At 50.5% G+C, this 23,499-nt stretch carries 19 protein-coding genes; 4 read left to right on the forward strand and 15 right to left on the reverse strand.

What is annotated here, in order from left to right; all coding sequences use genetic code 11:
- Positions 1-13 precede the first annotated feature (13 nt).
- From NYE50_RS16995 to NYE50_RS17025, 7 genes are all read right to left on the reverse strand, one after another.
- Positions 14-7,141, reverse strand: coding sequence for an amino acid adenylation domain-containing protein (locus NYE50_RS16995; protein WP_224987999.1), 7,128 nt, complete (start codon positions 7,139-7,141; stop codon positions 14-16).
- Between the two features lie 14 nt (positions 7,142-7,155).
- Positions 7,156-8,082: an isochorismatase gene (locus NYE50_RS17000; RefSeq protein ID WP_033574909.1), complete on the reverse strand. Its 927-nt coding sequence runs from the start codon at positions 8,080-8,082 to the stop codon at positions 7,156-7,158.
- Positions 8,083-8,100: 18 nt separating this feature from the next.
- Entirely contained in the window at positions 8,101-9,726 is a 1,626-nt protein-coding gene (locus NYE50_RS17005) for a (2,3-dihydroxybenzoyl)adenylate synthase (RefSeq protein ID WP_224988000.1), read from the reverse strand.
- 18 nt (positions 9,727-9,744) lie between these two features.
- Positions 9,745-10,941: an isochorismate synthase DhbC gene (gene dhbC / locus NYE50_RS17010; RefSeq protein WP_033574907.1), complete on the reverse strand. Its 1,197-nt coding sequence runs from the start codon at positions 10,939-10,941 to the stop codon at positions 9,745-9,747.
- A 23-nt stretch (positions 10,942-10,964) separates the two neighbouring features.
- Positions 10,965-11,750 carry a 2,3-dihydro-2,3-dihydroxybenzoate dehydrogenase gene (locus NYE50_RS17015; RefSeq protein ID WP_032867155.1) on the reverse strand — a complete coding sequence of 262 codons (786 nt, stop codon included), beginning with the start codon at positions 11,748-11,750 and terminating at the stop codon, positions 10,965-10,967.
- Between the two features lie 135 nt (positions 11,751-11,885).
- Positions 11,886-12,755 (reverse strand): alpha/beta hydrolase, encoded by an 870-nt coding sequence (locus NYE50_RS17020; RefSeq protein ID WP_159354536.1) that lies wholly within the window; start codon positions 12,753-12,755, stop codon positions 11,886-11,888.
- A gap of 176 nt (positions 12,756-12,931) precedes the next feature.
- Positions 12,932-13,528, reverse strand: a complete 597-nt coding sequence (locus NYE50_RS17025; protein ID WP_029973805.1) for a sulfite oxidase-like oxidoreductase — start codon at positions 13,526-13,528, stop codon at positions 12,932-12,934.
- A 99-nt stretch (positions 13,529-13,627) separates the two neighbouring features.
- On the opposite strand from NYE50_RS17025, the gene NYE50_RS17030 reads away from it, so the two are divergent.
- Positions 13,628-14,221: a biotin transporter BioY gene (locus NYE50_RS17030; RefSeq protein ID WP_007408702.1), complete on the forward strand. Its 594-nt coding sequence runs from the start codon at positions 13,628-13,630 to the stop codon at positions 14,219-14,221.
- A 46-nt stretch (positions 14,222-14,267) separates the two neighbouring features.
- On the opposite strand, the gene NYE50_RS17035 is transcribed toward NYE50_RS17030, so the two are convergent.
- Both NYE50_RS17035 and NYE50_RS17040 read right to left on the reverse strand, forming a co-directional pair.
- Positions 14,268-15,596, reverse strand: a complete 1,329-nt coding sequence (locus NYE50_RS17035; protein ID WP_007613482.1) for a Na+/H+ antiporter NhaC family protein — start codon at positions 15,594-15,596, stop codon at positions 14,268-14,270.
- 132 nt (positions 15,597-15,728) lie between these two features.
- Entirely contained in the window at positions 15,729-17,219 is a 1,491-nt protein-coding gene (locus NYE50_RS17040) for a leucyl aminopeptidase (RefSeq protein WP_172869833.1), read from the reverse strand.
- 147 nt (positions 17,220-17,366) lie between these two features.
- On the opposite strand from NYE50_RS17040, the gene NYE50_RS17045 reads away from it, so the two are divergent.
- Positions 17,367-17,843, forward strand: coding sequence for a divergent PAP2 family protein (locus NYE50_RS17045; RefSeq protein ID WP_012118335.1), 477 nt, complete (start codon positions 17,367-17,369; stop codon positions 17,841-17,843).
- A 29-nt stretch (positions 17,844-17,872) separates the two neighbouring features.
- On the opposite strand, the gene NYE50_RS17050 is transcribed toward NYE50_RS17045, so the two are convergent.
- The 4 genes from NYE50_RS17050 to NYE50_RS17065 all read right to left on the reverse strand — a co-directional run bounded on the left by NYE50_RS17050 (position 17,873) and on the right by NYE50_RS17065 (position 20,523).
- On the reverse strand, positions 17,873-18,514 hold the full coding sequence (locus NYE50_RS17050; protein ID WP_302051907.1) for a 3D domain-containing protein: 642 nt from the start codon (positions 18,512-18,514) through the stop codon (positions 17,873-17,875).
- A gap of 100 nt (positions 18,515-18,614) precedes the next feature.
- Positions 18,615-18,935 (reverse strand): YuiB family protein, encoded by a 321-nt coding sequence (locus NYE50_RS17055; RefSeq protein ID WP_003151989.1) that lies wholly within the window; start codon positions 18,933-18,935, stop codon positions 18,615-18,617.
- A gap of 68 nt (positions 18,936-19,003) precedes the next feature.
- Positions 19,004-19,129: a YuiA family protein gene (locus NYE50_RS17060; RefSeq protein WP_007408708.1), complete on the reverse strand. Its 126-nt coding sequence runs from the start codon at positions 19,127-19,129 to the stop codon at positions 19,004-19,006.
- Positions 19,130-19,302: 173 nt separating this feature from the next.
- Entirely contained in the window at positions 19,303-20,523 is a 1,221-nt protein-coding gene (locus tag NYE50_RS17065) for an NAD(P)/FAD-dependent oxidoreductase (RefSeq protein WP_172869831.1), read from the reverse strand.
- 311 nt (positions 20,524-20,834) lie between these two features.
- Between NYE50_RS17065 and yumC the strand changes: the two genes are divergently transcribed.
- Positions 20,835-21,830, forward strand: coding sequence for a ferredoxin--NADP reductase 2 (gene yumC / locus NYE50_RS17070; RefSeq protein ID WP_007613496.1), 996 nt, complete (start codon positions 20,835-20,837; stop codon positions 21,828-21,830).
- A gap of 40 nt (positions 21,831-21,870) precedes the next feature.
- Here the strand turns inward: yumC and NYE50_RS17075 are convergent, their stop codons facing one another.
- On the reverse strand, positions 21,871-22,014 hold the full coding sequence (locus tag NYE50_RS17075; protein ID WP_003151982.1) for a hypothetical protein: 144 nt from the start codon (positions 22,012-22,014) through the stop codon (positions 21,871-21,873).
- 216 nt (positions 22,015-22,230) lie between these two features.
- Here NYE50_RS17075 and guaC point away from each other — a divergent pair, with 216 nt between their 5' ends.
- Complete coding sequence (guaC, locus tag NYE50_RS17080; RefSeq protein ID WP_151296125.1) at positions 22,231-23,211, forward strand: GMP reductase; 981 nt, start codon at positions 22,231-22,233, stop codon at positions 23,209-23,211.
- 61 nt (positions 23,212-23,272) lie between these two features.
- On the opposite strand, the gene NYE50_RS17085 is transcribed toward guaC, so the two are convergent.
- The gene (locus NYE50_RS17085) at positions 23,273-23,494 is read right to left on the reverse strand and encodes a DUF5970 family protein (protein ID WP_003151978.1); all 222 of its coding nucleotides are present in this window, start codon (positions 23,492-23,494) and stop codon (positions 23,273-23,275) included.
- Positions 23,495-23,499: the final 5 nt, after the last annotated feature.

The following is a 23,499-nucleotide window of genomic DNA, read 5'->3' on the forward strand; positions in this document are numbered from 1 at the left end:
CTCTTTCCTTTCTCTACCGGACTGTACGCCGTCCGTTTAATTTCTCTGCCAGAATCGCGCCGATGTCGGCAAGCGGGCCCGGCTGGCACATATCTTTATGGCGGCAGTCTAAGTCATACCGCTCGATTTTCCCCGTAATATACGGTTTCCAAGTATCCGGCTCAATCGGGTCAAACCACTCCGGAATAATCGTGGATCTGAAGAACAGCACATCTCCGTGGAACGGCTTCGGCTTGTATGTTCCTAACAGCTCGACAGAATTAACGTACGTGTCTTTCAGATTCATCATCACTGACTCGTCCAGACTGGCTAATGCGCTTCCCTCACGGCGGAGAATGGTCAGCGCGGTGTCAAAATCAAGCGGCTGATCCCCGAGGCTGTCCGGGTCGTACCCTCCCAGGGCAAGCAGCGCAATAACGGCTTCCTCGTCATCAGGCGCATTTTTTATCGGCAGAAAATGATTCGGATACGCGTCAAGCATCACCAAAAGCGAAACCTCTTCCCCCCGGCTCTGTAATTGTGTCGCCATGGCCTGAATGACATTCCCTCCGAGAGACCAGCCGAGCAGACGGTACGGCCCTTTCGGCTGCACGGTGCGGATTTTTTCAATATAATCCGCCGCCATGTCATCTAAGCTTTGCGGAAGCGGTTCTTTTTTTCCGATGCCTCTCGCCTGTAAGCCGTATATCGGATAATCAGCCTCTAAAGAAGACATCAGCCCGGCATAACACCAGCTGAGACCGCCGGCCGGATGGACACAGAACAACGGTGTTTCTTCTCCTGCCGTTCTGAGCGGAAGAAGAACATCAAGCGCGCTTGTGCCCGTTCCTGACTCAAGTCTTTCAGCAAGGCTTGCCACCGTAGGAGCTTCAAATAATGTTCCGATACTCAGCTCGGCTCCCATCGCTTCCCGAATACGGCTCATTAAATGAACCGCAAGCAAAGAATGGCCGCCTAAATCAAAGAATCTGTCATCAATACCGACACGCGGCAGGTGAAGCACCTCTGCGAACAGCTCACACAGCATTTCTTCCTGCGGCGTTCTCGGTCCCCGGCCGGTGACCTCCGTTTGGAAGTCAGGCGCAGGGAGCGCTTTTCGGTCAAGCTTTCCATTCAGTGTCAGCGGCAGTTCATTCATTTTGACAAAAGCTGACGGAACCATGTAATCCGGCAGGCTTTCTTCGGTAAACCGGCGCATGTCCCCCGTATCCAAGGTGCTGCCGGCAGATCGGACAAGGTAGGCGGCCAGCCGTTTATCTCCCGGCCGGTCTTCACGGACGACTACGGCAGCATCCTCGACATCCGGATGTTTGACGAGAACCGCTTCGATTTCTCCCAATTCAATCCGGAAGCCGCGGATTTTAATCTGGTGGTCCGCCCTGCCCATGTAATCAAGAGAACCGTCCGTCCGCAGACGGGCTAAATCCCCCGTCCGGTACATTCTCGTTCCCGGCGGGCCGTACGGATCAGCCACAAAGCGTTCGGCGGTCAGGCTTTGCCGCCCTAAGTAGCCGCGTGCCACGCCTCCTCCGGCCACATACATTTCGCCCGTGATGCCCGGGGGCACAGGCTCCAGCCGATCATCAAGCACATATACGTTCAGATCAGGAATGCCGCAGCCGATGAGGCTGTTTGCTCTCAGTTCGGCAATGTTTTTGTCTAATTCAAGGTAACTGACGTGCACCGTCGTTTCCGTAATGCCGTACATATTCACGAGCACCGGCTGATTGTCCGCGTGGCGGCTGTACCAATCCTCAAGCCGGCTCAGCTCAAGCGCCTCGCCGCCGAAGATGATATATCTGAGTGCGAGCTGACGCCCCAGCTCTTTGTGTTCTTTTTCCGCATGCATCAGCTGGTAAAACGCTGACGGCGTTTGGTTAAGCACGGTCACCCGCTCTTTCACGAGGAGATGTAAAAACGCTTTCGGCGATCTGCTGATGTCATGCGGCACGACGACGAGACGTCCGCCGTGAAGCAACGGCCCCCACATTTCCCAGACAGAGAAATCGAAAGCGTAGGAGTGAAACATCGTCCATACATCATCAGAATGAAAGTGATACCAATGCCGCGTCGACTCAAACAGCCTGATAACATTGCTGTGCGGAATGATGACACCTTTCGGCACACCTGTTGATCCCGACGTGTAAATGACATAGGCCGGGTGAAGCGGTGACAGCGGACGAATACGGTCGGCATTCTCAGGGTTCGTGACGGCATATTGCCGAAGTGTTTCCTTGTTCTGCGGATCATCCAAGATGAAGGCCGGCATGCCGCTTTCGATAGAGAGCTTACTTGCGCCTTCACGGTTGGTGAGCATAAATACAGGCTTGGCATCATGTAACATAAAAGCAATGCGGTCCGCGGGATAATCAGGATCAAGCGGCAAATACGCTGCCCCCGTCTTCAGGACGGCTAACAGCCCGACAATCATATCTAAAGAACGCGGCAGCGCCAGTGCGACAAACTGCTCCGGGCCGACGCCGCGGGCAATCATCATGTGCGCGAGCTGATTGGCTCTTTCATTCAGCTCTTTATAACTGAGTCCGCTCTTTTCAAATACTGCCGCCGTTTCATCCGCTTTTGCGGCGGCCTGTATTTCAAACAATTCAGGCAGTGTCTGCCGAGGCTGAATATGCTGTTTTGCCCGTTTAACCGGCAAAAGCTTCCGGCGCTCTTCATCAGAAAGAATGGTTAAGCTTCCGATCGGTTTATCCGGATGTGATGCGGCATCTTCGAGCAGAAGAAGCAGGCGTCCGGCAAGTGCTTCAGCCGTTTCTTTTCTGAATAAGTCCGTACTGAATTCCAGCAGACCTTCAATACCGGCAGGCGTGCCGTCGTCATGGCGCTGTTCAGCCAATTCCAGCGTCAAATCAAATTTGGACGATCCGACACTGCTGATTTGCAGGCTTGTTTCCATATCAGGAAGACTGAGTACAGGATCAGGCGTATTTTGGAATGCGAGCATCACTTGGAACAGCGGATGTCTTGATCGGGAACGAACCGGATTCAATTCTTCCACGAGACGTTCAAACGGCACGTCCTGATGTTCATATGCTGCGAGATTCATTCCCCTGACCCTTTCAAGGAGCTCACAAAAGCTCGGATCGCCAGAGGTATCGGTTCTCAGTACGAGTGTATTAATGAACATACCCACAAGGTCTCCCAATGCGTCATCACTGCGGCCGGCTATCGGACTGCCGATCGGAATATCGGTCCCTGCACCGAGCCGGGTCAGTAACGCGGAAAGCCCTGATTGGAGCACCATAAACAGGCTTACGCGCTGATTTCTGGCAAGTGAGAGAAGACGGGCATGAAGCTCTTGGCCGATGTTGACCGGAATGACGCCGCCCCTGTAGCTTGATTCAGCAGGACGCGGAAAATCAGACGGCAGCTCCAGCTGATCCGGTACATTTTCAAGCGTTTTCTTCCAGAAATCCAGCTGGCGCGCAATTAAGCTCTCAGAATCAGACGCGCTGCCTAAAAGCTGCTGCTGCCAAAGCGCATAATCCGCATATTGAATCGCCAGCGGCGCCCATTCTGCTTTTTCACCTGTTTGCCGGGCGATATAGGCTATGGATAAGTCACGCATGAGTGGATTCAAGGACCAGCCGTCACCTGCGATGTGATGCAGGAGAACCATCAGCGTATACTCGCCGTCACCATGATCAAACAGCTCGGCCCGGACGGCCGGCTCTTTAGCGAGATCAAACCGATATCGTGCCGCAGCGGCAAGCATGTCTTGGAGCTCGTTTTTGTCTGCACGTGTCACTGTAAACACAGGGCGGGCTCCTTCAGCAGATAAAATGAGCTGATGAGATGATCCCTTATTTTCCGGAAAAACGGTGCGCAGGCTTTCATGACGGCTGACAACATCGTAAAAGGCGTGTTTCAGCGCTGATTGGTCAAGCTTGCCTGACATGCGGACAATCACCGGAATGTTGTAAGTCGGGCTTGGCCCTTCAAGACAGTAGAGAAACCATAGACGCAGCTGCGCAAATGACAGCGGGATGTGCTCCGGCCGGTCAAACGGCTTGAGCTTAGGCCGCGCACTCTTGGCGGTGTCAAGCTGTGCGGCGAGCCCGGCAACGGTCGGCGTATCAAACAGACGGCCGATGCCAAGCTCTGCGCCCATCGTCTCCCGGACCCGGCTCATCAAGCGTCCGGCTAAGAGCGAATGTCCGCCCAATTCAAAGAACCCGTCATCAATTCCGACCCGCGCGAGACCGAGAACCTCGGCAAACAGATCGCATAATATTTCTTCCTGCGGCGTCCGCGGCCCTCTGTCAGACAGGACAGCGGAAAAATCAGGTGCAGGCAGAGCGCTGCGATCGAGCTTCTTATTCGGTGTCAGCGGCAATTCTTCCAGCTGTACAAACGCGCCCGGCACCATATAATCCGGCAGGCTTTCGCCCATATATTCACGAAGTCTGCCGATATCAAGGGGCTGATCCGCGACAGCGTAAGCCGCCAGCCGCTTATCTCCGGGCTGGTCTTCACGGACAATGACGGCGGCCTGCGAAATACCCGGATATTTCGACAGCACTGACTCAATTTCTCCTAATTCTATCCGGAACCCGCGGATTTTAATTTGGTGATCGGCTCTGCTGATATAATCAAGCGAGCCGTCCTCACGCCAGCGCACGAGATCTCCCGTCCGGTACATCCTCGCGCCCGCGGGCCCGTACGGATCGGCAATGAATCTTTCCGCTGTTAAATCAGGACGGTTATAATAACCTCTGGCAAGCCCCTCCCCCGCGATATAAAGCTCGCCCGCGATTCCCGGCGGGACGGGCTGCAATGCGGCGTCCAGCACATATACCCGCGTGTTCCAAATCGGCTTTCCGATCGGAGGCGCCCCTGTATGGCCTTTTGCAAGCGGCTGTGCGGCCGACCAGATTGTTGTTTCAGTCGGCCCGTACAGATTCGTCACCGTACAGCCTGATTCAAGCAGAGCATGCATAAGCGCGTTCGGAAGCGCCTCACCTCCGACAAGCACCTGCAGCGCCCGGAGAGAATCCGGTTCATTGGTGACTAATGAATGCCACAATGTCGGCGTTGCCTGCATGATTGAAATACCGTATGAGTGAATCATGTGCGCAAGCGCCCGCGGTTCCTGAATCGTCTCTTTACGTGCGATGACGCACCCCGCCCCGCTGATGAGCGGAAGGAAGAGCTCAAGTCCGGAAATATCAAACGCCGCAGTCGTAACGGCAAGCAGGCGGTCTTGTTCGCCGATCGTAAACATTTCCCGCATGGATAAGAGGAAATTGCTTACGCTTTTTAATGTGACGACTACGCCTTTCGGTTTGCCCGTTGAGCCCGATGTATAAATGATATAAGCGGGGTGCAAAGGCGAACATTCCGCCTGAGCGGGACAGTCAGCATTTTGAGCGGCAACGGTTTTTACCGTATCCGGGTCATCGAGAATGATCCTTTTTGCATCACTGTCTTCCGGCATGCGGCCGGATAATTCCATCGTTGTAATCAGGCATGCAGGCTGTGCATCTTTGAGCATGTATGTGATCCGCTCAGAAGGAAAATCAGGATCAAGCGGCAGGTATGCGGCTCCCGTTTTCAAAACGGCCAGCATGCTCACGGCCAACTCCTGTGACCGCGGAAGCAGCAAAGCGGCAAATTGTTCCGGTCCGAGCCCCTTTTCCTTTAGCATGCCGGCAAGCTGGTTCGCGCGCTTGTTCAATTCGGCATAGCTGAGCTCTTCGTTTTCGGTGATGATTGCCGGCCGGTCCGGTGTTTTTACGGCCTGTTCGGAAAACAGCTCCGGCAGACTTTTCTGCTTCTCGGCCTTGCGCGTGTCATTCCAGCTTTCCAGTACGCGGAGACGTTCACTTTCAAGCAGAAGGTTGAGTGTGCCGATTTTTTGTGTCTGGTCTTTCACAGCGGATTCCAACAGAAGCAGGAATCGTTTTTGATGGTTTTCAATATCTTCGGCGCTGTACACTTCCGGATTCGCATCAAAGTCCACACGCATTCCGCTTCCGTCCGCTCTGTCGTAAACGTTAATTGACAAATCATCAACGGGCCCGGCTGATAAATTATGAACGGTGCCCGGCGCTCCGGCGAAATCAAGCGCGTAATCAAACGGCATCACATTGACTTGCGGGCCGAACAGCCTGCGATTTTCTCCGAGCAATTTAAGGTCGCGGCGCATATCTTCATGGCGGTATTTCTGATGGCGCCGAATGTTTCGGATTTCTTTTGCCACTTGGCTGACGGCCTCATGAAAATTCATATCCGGGCGAAGAGAAAGCCGTAAAGGCAGAAGATTCATGACCATACTCGGAATATTCAGTGAAATCGAGCCGATCCGCCCCATCATCGGTAAGCCGATCACGATATCCCCTGCGTTTGTCATCCGATGGACATATACCGCCGCTGCGGCCGTGACGGCTTCATGCCAGTTCGGAATCGCTTTTACATGCTGTAAAGCCGTTTCAGAAAGATAAGCCGTGCTTCTCCGAAAACGTGTTGACGTTCTCGGCGCTCTTTCCGCCAAACTGACGACATCAGGTTCATCCGCAAATTTCTCCATCCAAAATTCCCGATCTTTCAGGAATTGATCAGACGCGCGGTACTCTTGATCTTCTTTTACCAGCTCCTCCAAAGAACCGAAGGAGCGCCCATTATCCGGACGTCCCTCCCGTATTGCGGTGTACACTTGCGCCGTACGCCGTGCCAGCAGTGAAAAACCGTAGCCGTCTATCGCAATGTGGTGAATGCGCTGATACCAGAAAAAGCGTTCCGGTCCCGCCTGAAATAAAATGTCGCGGAACAAAGGCCCGGCCGCCATATCGACGGGCTCAGCCAAATCTGTCTGCATGAGTCTGAGTGCGGCCTGCTTCGGATCAGCTTCTGAACTCACATCTATGACATCGATCGCAGCCTCAAATGGAGGATTGATGATCTGCTTCGGCCCGTCTGCTCCCTCTTCGAAGCGGGCGTGTAATGACGCGGCTTCCGTCAGCACGCGTTCGAGAGCGGTTTTAAATATGTTCACATCGATCGCGCCGTTTATCTCAACGTACTCGCCTGTATTGTAAATCGGATTATCAGGATCAAGCTGCTGCGCAAACCAGATACCGGCCTGTGCGCCTGTCAGAGGCAGCTGTTGTGTATCATGCATTCTATTCTCTCCCTTTATAAATAATCTGCGTTCGGCAAGACTTTTTGAGATCGGGAAGAAAGAAGTCTCCACCACTCTTCCAGCGTCGGGTTCTCCGCCAGTTCCACAAACGTCACTTCAGCTCCGTCACGGCGCCATTGTTCGACAAGGCTCATGATTCTGACGGAGTCAAGACCTCTGTCCAGCAGGTCTTCATGATCCGGAATATCAGACGGTGATTCTTGAAGAATCGCCGCAATTTGTTCCCGCACCCGGTCTTTTGTCAATACGGCGGAAGTCTTCTCTTCTCCTTCAGAAACCGGCGCGCCGCCCAGCAGCTCCAGCACTTCGTTTGTCAAAGCCGTGTAAGCGCAGCGCTGAGACGCATATTCGATGGCCATCTTATGTTTTTCTGAAGAAAAATCAGCAACGGCGTCTCCGATAAAGAAGCTTTGGATATCATCCATAAATGCTTCACATGCTGTGACGAGGCAGCCGATGTGTGCATAAATTCCCGTAATCATGAGCTGGTCTCTGCCGCTTTCACGCATGATCTCAAGGAGATTCGTCCGTTTAAACGCGCTGTATCTCCACTTTGTGAGGACAATGTCCTGATCATCCGGGGCAAGCTCCGGAATGACCTTTTCTTCATAAGGCCCGCTTTTTAGCCCCGGCCCCCAAAAATCCGTCAGCAGCGCGCGGTCCGCCGGGTCTTGGCTGCCCGGCTGCGCGGTATACACCACCGGAATGCCGAGTGCTTTGCATTGCTCTTTTATTTTTTTGATATTCTCAGCCGCCTCCGTGATCGGAGCTTCACCTTTCGCAAAAGCATCGACGAAATAATTCTGCATGTCATGGATCAGAAGCACCGCGCGTTTCGGATTCAGCGTCCACGATACTTTATTTTCAGGCATATCTGACGCTGTCGGCAGCGCATATGCGGGAATAGACGGTATAGCCAATGTAAACACTTCCTTTTTTTAAGATTGTTTGATTTCAGCCGGCTTTACTTTTTGGGCGATCGTTTCGCGAAGATCCTTTTTACTGACCTTGCCGACGCCGGTTTTCGGGAAAGAAGCGATAAATTCAATCCGGTCGGGGATTTTATATGCCGCCAATCCGCGCTCACGTAAAAATGCTTTCAGCTCTCCCGGTTTCGGCGCTTCTCCTTTCGGGATGACGAACACACAGGATCGCTCCCCGAGAAAATCATCCGGCATTGAAACCATGGCCGCATCATGAACGGCAGGATGCGCAAGAAGGTGATTTTCCACCTCCTCAGCCGCTATTTTTTCACCGCCCCGATTGATTTGATCTTTCGCACGTCCTTCGACGATGATATAGCCGTCCGCCGTCAGTTTGACGATATCGCCGGTCTGATAAAATCCGTCGGCTGTGAATGATCTTTCATTATGTTCAGGCGCTTTATAATATCCGCGAATCGTGTAAGGGCCGCGTGTAAACAAATGTCCCGCTTCACCGGGGGCGACATCCCGCCCGTCATCGTCTAAAACCCTTACCTCATCAAAAGGTGACATCGGTCTGCCTTGCGTATTGACAATGATCTCTTCAGGATCATCCAGTCTCGTATAATTCACCAATCCTTCCGCCATTCCGAAAACCTGCTGAAGGGTGCATCCGAAAGCGCTCTTCACGCGGCGGGCCGCCTCAGCGCTGAATTTGGCGCCTCCCACCTGCAGCACTTGAAGGCTTGATAAATCATCACTTCGCGAACCGGATGCGTCCATCCACACCATCGCAAGCGGCGGGACGAGCGCTGTAATCGTGACACGTTCTTTTTCAATTAACGGGAAGCAGTCATCCGGGCTCGGCGTCGGTGACAGAACAACCCGGCCTCCGGCATATAAAGTTCCCAGCACACCCGGCGAGCTGAGCGGATAATTATGCGCTGTCGGCAGAGCGGCCAAATAAACGCTGTGTTGATCCAAGCCGCATATTTCCGCGCTGATGCGCAAACTGTATATGTAATCGTCGTGTGTTCGCGGAATCAGCTTGGACAGCCCCGTACTGCCTCCTGAAAGCTGTAAAAAGGCGACTTCCGCCGGGCTTATATCTTCCAGCTGAACCGGCTCTCTATGCAGGCTGCTCAGTTCTTGAAACTCTTCAGCTGCGCCGGCCACAATGACATGCGCCAAATCCGGAAGTTTGTCTTTCACCTGTCTGGCAAGCGCTCTGTAATCAAAACCTGAATGCATATCAGGAATGATGTATGCTTTCGCCTCTGCAAACTCGCAGAAATACGTAATCTCACTGCTTCTATGAGAAGGCAGTGCGAAAACGGGCAGTGCTCCGAGCCGGAACAGCGCGAAAATCACTTCAAAAAACTCAGCGATATTCGGCAGCTGAACGACAACGCGGTCTTCCTTTTGAATTCCGAGCTTATGCAGTCCCGCCGCTAAACGATCGGCCCTTTCATCTAATTCTTTGTAGCTCCAATGTACATCTTTACACGTCACGGCAGTTTGATTTCCGTATAAAGCCGCGCGCTCTTTCAGCATTCCTCCGAACGTCTCACCCTTCCAGCAGCCGTCTTTTCGGTATTTGTCAGCCCATTCTTCCGGCCATGGCGTAAATCCAGTCAGCACGATCCGTTCCCTCCTTTTTTACAACTCATCTTGGTAAAGCCCCATCGCCCGGAGCATGGTGCGGAATTTGGCCGAGGTCTCGTCCAGTTCATCCTGCGGCTTTGATCCGGCGACAATCCCGGCACCCGCAAAGAGCCGGAGAGACCTTGTTTCCGCTTCGGCGCAGCGGAGTGCGATAATCCATTCTCCGTCACCCTCAGCGTCACACCAGCCCGCCATTCCCGTGTAGAAATTGCGGTCAAACGGCTCAATATCCTGAATCGCTTCTCTCGCCGCATCTGTCGGTGTTCCGCATACCGCGGGCGTCGGATGCAGGGCGATGGCCAGCTCAAGTGATGTCGTTGACGGATCACGCAGCTCTCCCTTCACCTCGGTGGACAGGTGCCACATCGCCTCAGTTTTAATGAGTGACGGTTTTTCCGGCACATCAAGCACACGGCAGAACGGTTTAAGGGCGGCGGCCACGGCGGCCACGACTACGGCATGTTCATGCAGATCTTTTGCTGATTGCAGCAGTTCTTCCGCTCTTCTCTGGTCCTCGGCGGGATCTGTGCTGCGAGGTCTGGAACCTGCCAGCGGATTAGACAGAATCGATGTTCCGTTTTTGGACAGCAGCAGTTCAGGACTTGCGCCGAAAAGCGTTTTTCTTGTTTCTGACGTTCCCGTCACATCCGCAGCGAATGTATAGCCGCGAGGGTTGTGCTGCGCCAAATGCTTGACGGCCTGTGGAATGTCGATATTCTTTTCAGCGGTCAGATGAAGCGTCCTTGACAGCACGATTTTGCTGAGCGGACCGTCCGTAATGTTGAATACGCCTTGTTCCACACCGCTCATAAAGCCCTCAGGCTCCGGAACGGGACGGATGTCATATGTATTGGATTGCGGCTTTTCTGCGGAAGATTCCGCAAACGAAAGCGGGCCTGCCGTATGGACATTCTTCGGTACAAAAAGCCGGGAAGCTTTTCTGCCGTCAAAAGGAATGGCGCCGGCCGCAATCGGATGTTTGATGCCGGCTTGCTTTGCCTCAAGAAGCGTCTGTCTCACGCGTTCAGGCAGTGAATCCAGCTGATTTTCCGCGTCTGTATCAGGCACTTCCGCAAACATTCCTTCCGCAAGCATCGTACTTTTCGGGGAAGCTAAAAAGAACGCCCCGGGCTTGTAAGCATCCAGCACCTCTTTTGCAGACACTTCCGCCAATAAATGTTGATTTGTCATGTTTGTCCCTCCTTCTCGTTACATCAAACGCCTAAAGTAGCGCCGCCATCAACGCATAAATCATGCATCGTAATATGGTTTGCCTGTTCAGAAGCCAGAAACAAAACGGCATTTGCAATATCAGAAGGCTTCGCCAGCTTTTGAAGCGGAATTCCCGTTTTATATGTATCAAGCGAACCTCTGATGACGTCCCGGGCTCCGTTCTCGTCCTGCCACAGCGCCCGCTGCATGTCGGTTTCCGTTGAACCCGGAGATACGATGTTGCAGCGGATATGATGGGCCGCAAGCTCCAGTCCGAGGCATTTCGTAAACATGACGGCAGCCGCTTTTGACGCCGCATAAGCCGCCATGGAAGCACGCGGAACGCCGGCTGCATTCGAACCGACCGTAACGATGGCACCCTTTTTCCGCTCAATCATGTACCGGCTTACAGCCCGCGACACATGAAATACGCCGGTCGAATTAACTGAAAATGTTTGATCCCAATCTTCATCACTGAGGGATTGCACCGGACCCGGCCGCAGCACGCCCGCAACGTTCGCCAATATTTCAATAGGCCCCATGTCGCGTTCAACGGCGGCGATGATATCATTGACAGCCGCACTGTCAGATACATCTGCGGCAAACCCCTGCGCCTGCACGCCTTTTTGCCGGAGTCTGTCAGTAAGCCCGAGAAGCAGGTCTTCATTTGTATCTATAGCTGCCACATTTACGCCTTGTTCAGCAAGGGCAAGCGCTGTTGCTTCTCCGATGCCTTGAGCGGCACCGGTGACAACGGCCGTTTTCCCTTTCATTCCCAATGCGTCCATATTATCATTCCCTTTCTATATTGATAATGATTATCATTATCAACTATGATTCAAGACAATCATATCCAAATCAAAACACGCAGTCAATTAGAAAATTAGAATCAGCCGCATTTAGTTCGAAGGGCCTGTTTTTTCTCATGCGGGAGAATACGGGGTATGCGGTCCTCCCGGATTCAGGCAGAAACGCAGTGCCCTGCTGATTAAAACGGGCAGGACAGAAATATGGCCCTCTCCTTCAAACTCGCTGTATTCAGCACGGACTCCATCATCTTCAAACCCGGATAATAAAGAGTACAGCGCCTCTGCGTGCTGCGGGATTCTGCTTTTATGTGTTTTTTCAATTTCTCCCGCAGCCAGCAATACGCTGACTTGAAGATTTTCCGCAGAGAGCCGGTCTGACAAACGTTCCGCTTTTTCCTGAATAAAACGCTTGTTCCAGTGAATTGACGGACTCCCGGCAACATAGGTCTGAAACATGTCCGGCCTCGTCAAAAGCACTTGCAGCACAAAAAGACCGCCCAGCGAATGGCCGAAAATCGTCTGCCTGCCTCTGTCGATCGGATAATCCCGCTCCATCACGGGCTTTACTTCTTCTTCTATAAACTCCAGAAATGCTTCCGCCCCTCCCTGTTCGGGCCATGCCGCGCCGCGCGGATGCACCGGCAGTTCTGATTCAGAAAGCGGCATCGTAAAATCACTGTGACGTTCGGCGGAAAACGGCTGATCTGTCGGGTAGCCGATTCCGACAATCACCGCCGGAACAACGCCTGTTTTTTCAGGCCGTCGGCTTTGCACCCGCAAAGCTTCGGCCATTGTGCCGAATACGGAATTCGCATCGAGCAGGTATATGACGGGGAAGCCGGATGCAGGCGGTTCTTCCTGAGGAAAAGAGACAAAGATACGATACGCACGGCCTCCTTTTGAGCGCATTTCTCTTACTTCTGTGCCCGGAACCGCGTATCGGCCGGCCGGTGCGAAACCCCGCTTTATTTGTTTTCCGTCCATTATGTGTTCATCCCCTTTGCGGCAATTGCTTTATTTATGCTTATTGATAATGATTTTCAATATCAAAAGACACCTCAAATAATAGGTTTTTTGCCAAACAAAGTCAATGGATTTTTGATATAAAAAAAGCACCTTATTTCAATAAGGTACCTAAGAACTATATCGTGATAGGAGGCTTAATCCCATGTAAAGCGCTCATTCTTCCATGGATCTCCCCTCATATGGTAGCCGTTTTTCTCCCAAAAGCCGGGGTGGTTTTCCTTTGTAAACTGAATGCCGCGCAGCCATTTTGCGCTTTTCCAAAAATAAAGATGGGGGAAAACGCCTCTGAGCGGATAGCCGTGCTCTGGCGTTAACGGCTCGCCGTTATGCGCATATGCCAGCAGGGATGTTTCCCGCGTAAAATCAGAAAGCGGCAGGTTGGCCGTCCAGCCCTCTTCAGCGTGCAGAATGACGAACCCCGCTTCTTTGTGCACGCCCGCTTTCTCAGCGATGTCTTTAGCGCGTATTCCCTTCCAGATATTATCAAGACGGGACCAGCCCGTGACGCAATGAATATCATTTTTCACTTCGGCTTCAGGAAAGGCTTTGATATCTTCAAAGCTTAACAGCATAGGACGGTCAACAAGCCCGTACACTTGCAGATTCCATTTTGACATATCTTCATAATAAGGAACATTTCCGGCGTGAAGCACGGGAAACTTTGTTGTGACATTTTGATTTGGCGGAATCCGTTCCGACTGTTTTGTTTGTTTCGTTTTCCCGAAAAACATATGGCTCCCTCCATTTAGTAAACCTGCATTAAATCTTTGTTGACAATCAATCACCCTTCGATTACGCTAATCTGGTACAAGTGTAAGGGGGAAAAACAAATGAAACAACGCAACCTTCGTGCGGGCGATATGGCGCTTATCGGCATGTTTGCCGCACTGATGGCCGTCGGCGCCAACATTACATCAATGGCTCCTTTTTTGCAAGTTGCGGGAATTCCGTTATCGCTGCAGCCTTTCTTTTGTCTGTTAGCCGCGATGCTTCTCGGCGCCAGACGGGCAGCCATTGCAATGACGGTATACGCATTGGCCGGACTCGCGGGGGCGCCTGTTTTCGCCCAATTCTCAGCAGGCTTTGCGCCGTTTATCGGAAAGAGCGGCGGATTTATTCTCGCTTACATCCCGGCGGCATTTGCAGCCGGATGGCTGCTGGAAAAAACAAAAAAACCCGGCCGCCTGCATTATGCATGGGCCTCTTTGATCGGTACCGCCGTCATTTATATCATTGGCACGACCTATACGTATATTGCGCTGAAATTATGGCTTCATGCTCCGATCAGCTACGGAATGGCCTGGTTTTACATGATATGGTTTTTCATAAAAGATATCGTTTTAGCACTGTTATTGGCATCAATCGCGCCTGCCGTATACAGGTCTATTCATAAAGCGACGGGGTTCAGCAGAAATCCGGCGTAAGATGTTCTCAGCATACAAAAAGGCTCCCCTTTCCGGGAGCCTTTTTTTACAGGACAAGCGCGGCAATCCAGCCGAATATCACAAGCGGAATGTTATAGAAAATAAATGTCGGTACGCACGTATCCCAAATGTGGTGGTGCTGTCCGTCGGCGCTGAGGCCTGACGTCGGCCCGAGCGTACTGTCACTTGCAGGAGAACCCGCATCACCAACCGCGGCGGCCGCTCCGATTACGGCGATCGTCGCCATCGGGCTGAATCCGAGCTGAGCGCACAGCGGGACAAATATGGTCGTAATGACGGGTACGGTTGCAAATGATGATCCGATTCCCATCGTGATTAATAAACCGACCACCAGCATCAGGAGCGCGCCTAATGATTGGCTGTGGCCGATAAAGCCTGTTGATGCTTTGACCAAGGAAGCCACATCGCCCGTTTTATTCAATACATTTGAAAAACCGGCTGCAACAAGCATGACAAACCCGATAAAAGCCATCAGAATCATGCCGTCCGTGATCAGCTTATCCGCTTCATTGCGCTTCATGACTCCGCTGATAAACAGCGTAAACAAGCCGGCAAGCGCGCCCATGATCATACCTTCCACTCCGAGCACTTGTGACAGATAGAGCTGAACGGCAAGCGACACGGCAATGGAGATCAAGGCGATGGCAATGCTTTTTTTCGTATAAGGAGAAGACGATAGTCCGGCAATCTCCTTCGTCTCATATTTCTTCGGTTTCCGGAAGACGATGACGGCTAAAATTAAACCGACCGCCATCCCGGCCGTCGGGATGATTAAAGCATACGGGATATCACTGAGCGGCACCTTTAAACCGGCTGACGCCATATTATCTCTCAGCATCCCCTGGAAAATCTGTCCGAATCCGACAGGCAGAACGATATACGGCGCAGTCAGTCCGAATGTCATCACACACGCGATCAGCCTGCGGTCTATTTCAAGTTCATTAAATATTTTTAAAAGCGGCGGAATCAATACAGGAATAAACGCAATATGAACGGGCACCACGTTTTGCGAGAAACAGGATATGATTAAAATAATCAGTACGATTAATACTTTTGACAGTGCTTTTTTCCGCGAATCTTCCTTTTTTCCGATTAGTTTGACAGACGCTTCCACCATTGCATCGGGAAGCCCCGTTTTTGTCAGCGCCGCGGCAAATGCTCCGAGCAGCGCGTAGCTGACCGCGACGGTGGCATTTCCGCCGAGACCGTCCGTAAAAGCCTTCACCGTCTCTCCGAGGCCTAAGCCGCCGGTCAGCCCGCCGGCAAGCGCGCCGATCATTAAAGCTATAATAATATTGACACGCAGCAGGCTTAAGACGAGCATGAGCAATACTGCGACAACAACAGCATTCATTGATGAGTCCCTCCAAAAATCCTTTAGTTTGCTAATGTAGTAGATAATTAAAGTTACCATAGATTCTGCGCTTTAGTCAACTAAAGATTTTGGAAATCAAAAAACCCGCTGCATCAAGGCAGCGGGATGCTGTTATCTTTCGGGCGTAAACCGCTCAGTCAAAACAGCCAACGTCCTTGCCATGACGCCTGTTGCGCCGGCAGGACCGAAGCATGCCGCTTTATTCGCCGTCGCGGTTCCCGCAATATCGAGATGAACCCACGGCGTGTTTTCCGCGAATTCACCAATGAATGCCCCCGCCATAATCGCGTGGCCTTCTCTTCCCGGAGAATTGTTCAAATCAGCCATCTGACTGTTTCTCACCCGTTTTTTATCCTTTTCTGTAATCGGAAGCTGCCAGATCGGCTCGCCGGATTCTTTCGCCGATTCCGCCACCTGTTCATAAAACGCGGCGTGATTGGTCATAGCGCCCGTCATTTCGTTCCCTAAGGCGACAATGACACCGCCCGTTAACGTTGCGACGTCTACGAGGACAGAGGCTCCGTGCTGCTTGGCGTATGTGATGCCGTCGGCAAGCACGAGACGCCCTTCCGCATCGGTGTTCAGGATCTCAATGGTTTTTCCGCTGAGCGAAACGATGACATCATCCGGCTTCATCGCATCGGACGAAATCATGTTGTCCGTAGACGGTATGACAGCGAGCACGTTTTGTTCAGGCCGCAGTTCGCCGATAATCTCCATTGCCCCTAATACCGAGGCGGCCCCTCCCATATCGCTTTTCATGCCGACAATGCCGGTTTTCGGCTTAATTGAATATCCGCCCGTATCAAAGGTAATTCCTTTACCGACCAGGCCGATGACTTCTTCCCACTGATCTTTGCCCTGGTACTTCAGAACGATCATTTTCGGCGGTTCGGATGAGCCCTTGTTAACAGCAAGCAGCCCTCCCATGCCGAGCTCTTCCATTTCATCTTTTTCTAAAATTTCACACTCGAAATCGTATTTTGCCGCAAGCTCAGCGGCATATGACGCCAAATCAGTGGCCGTCAGCATATTACCCGGCATATTCACAAGCGTGCGGGCTGAATTCGTCCCTTGGCCGTATGCCGCTCCGACGTTCAGGCCGGCCTGCACTTCCCTCAGGTCTTCTTCGGTCACGGCGCAGACTGATTTCAGTTCCTGATCCGGCTCATTCGATTTATGTTTATAATCCTGCACTTCGTAAACCGCAAGCAGACAGCTTTCTGAAAGCGCATGAGCGGCATCGGCGGCAGGCACTTCACCGGAGACGAATGTATCGAGCAACACGGATACTTCCTGTTTTTTATCTTGATGAATCTGCTGAAATACTCGTGCAAAGCATTCTTTCGTATCTTCAAACGAATAATCCGCTTCTCTTCCCAGGCCGATAAAATAAATACGTTTCATACCGGTCGCAGCCGGAGGGTATACTTTTGATACACGATTGCGTTTGGCGGACACATCACCATCCTTTAACAGCTGGGTCAGATGACCGTCCAATTTATCATCCAATTCCTTCGTAAATCCGTTCAGCGTGCTTTTTTGAAAAAGACCGATGACCAGTGTTTCGGGATGCCGCAGTTGATCAGATGCATAAAACATGAGTACACACTCCTTATGTGGGTATTTGTTATGTAAAGTGGTATAATGAAAAAACATTTTTCATTGATTTTATTTTACCAAACTAAGGGCGTTTTCTGCAGTTTTTCGATGCGATCGGAATCAGCAGATACAGAAAGGATGTTGCATATGGATGTACTTATGAATTTTCCTTTACTGGCGAGTTTTGCCGCCATTATTTTTGCCCAAGTTGTAAAAGTGCCTATTCAATTTATCGTATCCAAAAAACTTGACTGGTCTCTTGTGACGAGCACCGGCGGCATGCCGAGCTCCCATTCCGCCGCCGTCACCGCGCTGTCAACCGGAGTCGCTTTGGAACAGGGACTGGACTCGCCCCTGTTTGCAATCGCCGCGATTTTCGCCGTCATTACGATGTTCGACGCTACAGGTGTCAGGCGGCATGCGGGTGAACAGGCGACGGTCATTAATAAACTGGTCATCGACTTTAATCGGTTTGTCAGCGAAGCGAAGGACTTTCAGAAAGCGGAAGAGAAAGAAAAACAGAAGAAACTGAAAGAACTGCTCGGCCATCAGCCGATTGAAGTGTTCTTCGGCGGCGTCACCGGTATTGTGCTGACATTGATTTTAGATTATTTCTTTATGTAAAAAACGCTTCAGCGGATGCTGAAGCGTTTTTATTCTTTTACCATTTTGTATTGATTTCTGAACACTTGCATCGACTTTGTTTCGTTCAGCTTTACAAGTTCGTCCTCGGTCACTGTGCCGTTCCCTTTTTTAATCATGTAGACCTCAAGTGTTTTTTTGCCCCAATTGTTATAGACGTCCTTGACGGTGTCAAAGTAGAGGTCAAGGCGGCTGCCTTTAATTTTCGAGCCGGTATCGGCGACAACCCCGTAACCGTAATTCGGTATAAACAGAATCGTCCCGATCGGGAAAACAGACGGATCGGCCGCAACAGTTGAATATAAATCTCGTTTGACCTTCACGCCTGAATATGTAATTCCGTACTGCGGATGCCCGGGAGATTTTCCGGTAGATTCCGCTCCGGCGGTATAACCGGTGGCCGTCACCTTTTGTGACGGATAGCGTTCCCAGTCAAAAGCTTCTTCCAGCGGTTTTACCCTGCCTGATGCCTTCTTTTCCGGCTGATTCTGTAAGGATTGAAACGGAGTGCCGATGTTTTTCAAAACGGCGCCGCGATGTTCCGTCATCCAATTTGTCAGATCCTTTGCTTCAACACCGGTTATGGAAAAGTATGTCGCATGGCATGCGCCCAAAAAGAGCACGATCATGAATACGCGTCTGATTATCGTCAATCTGAAATCACTCTCCTCCGAGTCATTGTTCCCAACTCGGTGAGGTGCTATACAAAAAGCGCCGCGACACAAAAAAAGCTTTCTCGAATAAGAAAGCGGCTTAAAACATTTGATATCCTCTTTTTCTGAGCGCCTTTATGGCAATGCCTGACATGATGGCTCCCGCCAGTCCGCCCGCCAAAATCACGACATCCGCAACCGCTAATGACATGATGCGCTGAAACAGGCTTTGAAAGGATTCCCCCGGCGCCTGCACGTAACTGATCATCTTTTTATTGCTGATAATGAAAAGGCATACAATCGGATAGACAACAGCCATAATCCACGACATTCTAAGCAGCATGTTCAACAGAAAGCCTATGCCGAAAAACAGTACAAAAAATAGTACGATTGAGATCAGGACAACCGGCAAACTAATCACAAACATCCACCCCCTACAGCACTTTCAGTGTACCTCGGGGGCGGTAAAAAAGTCAACGACTGGAAAAATCAGCGTCTCTCTTTGCCGCTTCCCTGGCAGGAGGGACATGTTTCGGAGCCGCCAAGAAGCAATTGAAAATACCCTTTACCTGAGCAGAACGGACACGCCGCCGTGCTTTTTGCTGTCGTTTTCATGCGGATCACCCTTTTTCTTAATTTTCTGATAATATACCATATTTACTTGTCAAGCACCAAGTCAGAATATGTGACAAATCAACTCATGTAAGCGGAAACATTTATTTTTTTCTTTTACATTCTTTTGATAGCGCTCTTTTTTAAAAGAAGAGAAAACCCGCGGCTGCGGGTTTTCAGAAGAATTTAAACTTCCCTTTTTTCAGCGTCAGGCCCAGCCCGCCAATCATAAAGAGCGAGCGGTTGTCAATGACCTTTTTCATAAAGGACGCCGGCGTGCCTTTGAGCTTCCTGCCGTATACGACTCCGACGGCGTTATGCTCACCGAGGGAGGCGACGGTTCCTTTAATGTCAGGCTTGAACTCTTCAAGCTGGCCTCCTTTAATCAAACCGCCCAGATTTTTGGCGACCGTTTCTCCTTGCTGCATCGCGATCTGAGCAGTCGGCGGGTACGGCCGTTCCGTCTCTTCATTGATAAAGAGCGAGCTGTCGCCGAGAATAAAAACGTCATCATGTCCCGGCGCCCGAAGATCAGGGTTGACCTTGACACGGCCGCGTATATTTTCAAAACCCGCTTCCTCCACGATCGGATGTCCGCGCACGCCCGCGGCCCAGACAACGGTCTGCGATTTGATTTCTTCCGGTTCTTCATCTTTCTTGCCGACTGTGACACCGTCTGCGCGGCATTCTTGAACCGCGGTGCCGATTTTAAATTCAACGCCTTTGCTCTCAAGGTATTGAACGGCGTAATCGACAAGCTCCGGATCAAATCCCGGCAAAACCGTCGGGGCGGCCTCGACACAGACGATCCGGACGAGACTTTCATCTATATCATAATATCTGCATAACTCCGGCTTGCGGTTCGCAAGTTCACCGAGAAATTCAATTCCCGTAAAGCCCGCTCCGCCGACAACGATGGTTAAGCGGTCAGGGCGTTTTTCAGCCTCCGTATTGTATGTCGCAAATTGGAGCTCAATATGGTCTTTCAGCTGGCGCGACGCATTAATATTCGCGATCGGAAAAGCGAATTCTTTTAAGCCTTTAATCCCGAATGTTTCAGGGACTGCGCCAAGCCCGATGACAAGATAATCATAAGGGATGTCCCCTTGTGAAAGCGTCACCTTTTTATTTTGCACATCTATCGCTTTTACGGTATCCTGCACAAATTTGACCCGTGATTCATTGATTACATCTTTTATTTGATATCTGCAGCGGTCATGATGCAGCGTTCCTGCGCTCGCTTCATGCATCCATGTCGTTTCATAATGATAATTGTGTTTATTGACCAAAGTAATGTCAGCGTCATTTGCCCCGATATGCTTCGGAAGCCTTGTTACTGTCATTAATCCACCATAACCTGCACCTAAAACCACGATTTTGGGTTTATTCAATGCCATCACATCCACCTTCTTTTTTTTGCTGTTAGACGCATACTCAAATCAACATTTGTATTAGCTTCAGCTTATTGGCGGGATTTTATGAAATGAAATATAAAATTTTTTAGAAAACCGCACATGTCTGCATATCACCATACTATCCGGAAGAATCAGAAAACATTCAGGAAAAAACAGATTGGAATTTTTCCCCATATTAGCGGCGGCCGCAATTTTTTTCAAGAATGAAGCGGCCGGGCGGTTTTCGGCACTCGTCATCCTTTTAAATTGTATGTTATAATTAATAACAATTTTCAATTAGGAGGCAATTTGGTATGCAAGAGGATTCAAAGGTTTATGATATTACGGTCATCGGCGGCGGCCCGGTCGGCCTGTTTACCGCTTTTTACGGGGGAATGAGACAGGCGAGCGTCAAAATCATCGAGAGCCTGCCTCAGCTTGGCGGCCAGCTCAGCGCGCTGTACCCTGAAAAATATATTTATGATGTAGCCGGATTCCCGAAAATCCGCGCCCAAGAACTTGTGAACAACTTAAAAGAGCAAATGGCAAAGTTCGATCAGACTATCTGCTTAGAGCAGGCCGTTGAATCTGTTGAAAAACAGGCGGACGGTGTGTTTAAGCTTGTCACGAATTCAGAAACGCATTATTCAAAAACGGTTATTATTACAGCGGGAAACGGCGCATTTAAGCCGAGAAAGCTTGAGCTGGAATCAGCGGAACAATATGAAGGCAAAAACCTGCACTACTTCATTGACGACCTCAATCAATTCGCAGGCAGACGCGTTGCCGTTCTGGGCGGCGGCGATTCCGCGGTTGACTGGGCGCTCATGCTTGAGCCGATCGCCAAAGAAGTCAGCATCATCCACCGCCGTGATAAATTCCGCGCGCATGAGCACAGTGTCGAAAACCTGCATAATTCTAAAGTCAACGTGCTGACACCGTTTGTTCCCGCTGAACTTGTCGGTGAAGACCGGATCGAACAGCTCGTTCTCGAAGAAGTGAAAGGCGACCGTAAAGAAATCATTGAAATTGATGACCTGATCGTAAACTACGGCTTTGTTTCTTCTCTCGGCCCGATTAAAAACTGGGGCCTTGAAATCGAGAAAAATTCCATCGTCGTCAAAAGCACAATGGAAACGAATATCGAAGGCTTCTTTGCCGCCGGAGATATCTGCACATATGAAGGCAAGGTCAAGCTGATCGCCAGCGGTTTCGGCGAAGCTCCGACAGCCGTGAACAACGCGAAGGCTTACATGGACCCGAAAGCGCGCGTCCAGCCTCTGCATTCTACAAGCATGTTTGAAAAATAATATAAAAAAGAGTCTGTGTCATACCGGCACAGACTCTTTTTTATTTAAACATCCAAATATAATTCATGACGGTTCCGACAACGAGCGCAATGACAAGCGCCGACACGACCCAAATCGTGCCTAAAATAATCCGGTCCTGAATTTTCTGGGCTTTCGGGCTGTGCCCGGGCTGTTTTTGTTCCACACCGGCCCTCCCTTCTTCTGCAAATCTATCTATCGTAACAAATGTCTTACAACACCCAATACTACTATGATAACCAAACTGCAAATGGATGACAAGCTGACCGCATATGAGGCAGCATGAAATCATTTGACATTCCTGACAAAACAAAGTACATTATAAAAAGACGAACATTTTAATTTTATTTAATTCTATTATTCGCTTTTAGGGGTGTTATATATGGAAAATGTATTTGATTACGAAGATATTCAGCTGATTCCTGCAAAATGCATTGTGGACAGCCGATCTGAATGTGATACATCAGTTACATTGGGCGGACACACGTTTAAACTTCCGGTCGTGCCGGCCAACATGCAGACGATAATAGATGAAAACATCGCGGCCTGGCTCGCGGAAAACGGGTATTTTTATATCATGCACCGCTTCGAACCGGAAAAACGCCTGGCTTTTGTCCAGGATATGAAAGTGCGCGGACTGATTTCTTCCATCAGTGTCGGCGTGAAGGAAAATGATTATGAATTCATCCGGGAGCTGAAAGCACAGGAGCTTGTGCCGGATTATATTACCATTGATATCGCGCACGGCCATTCCAATGCCGTGATCAGCATGATTCAATTTATTAAAGAACATGTCCCGGAAAGCTTTGTCATCGCAGGGAATGTCGGGACGCCTGAAGCCGTAAGGGAGCTGGAACGCGCGGGCGCCGACGCGACAAAAGTGGGAATCGGCCCCGGGAAAGTCTGCATCACCAAAATTAAAACCGGCTTCGGAACCGGCGGGTGGCAATTAGCCGCGCTTCGCTGGTGCGCAAAAGCGGCGAGCAAACCGATCATTGCTGACGGCGGCATCCGCACACACGGCGATATCGCGAAATCCATCCGATTCGGCGCATCCATGGTCATGATCGGATCATTATTCGCCGGCCACGAAGAATCACCGGGACAAACGATCGAAATCGATGGAAAGCTGTACAAAGAATATTTCGGCTCCGCTTCTGAATTTCAAAAAGGCGAAAAGAAAAACGTCGAAGGCAAAAAAATGCATGTCGAACATAAAGGGTCTTTACAGGACACGCTGATTGAAATGGAGCAGGATCTGCAATCTTCCATCTCTTACGCCGGCGGCAATACACTCGAAGCCATCCGCAATGTCGACTACGTGATCGTAAAAAACTCTATTTTCAACGGCGACAGATTTTAACACACAGCATAGCCGCTCGAAGATAAAAAAAATGACATTCAATATGAATGTCATTTTTTTATTAAATACCGAAATAAAGAGCCGCACTGGCTAACAGATTAATCACAAAAATAAACAAAAAGATGTAACGAATGAATTTATTTTGCACCGGAGCAAATATAAAGAGATATAGTCCTGCCACCCCAAAAGTAAGAACAGGAAACAGCCACTCAAAAGATAAAGAAATGATATAACCGATAATCATAACAATCGGCACACCGATTAATGATAATTTACTTCTCATATGAT

The sequence above is a fragment of the Bacillus sp. EU55 genome, assembly GCF_038005925.1.
GTDB lineage: Bacteria > Bacillota > Bacilli > Bacillales > Bacillaceae > Bacillus > Bacillus velezensis.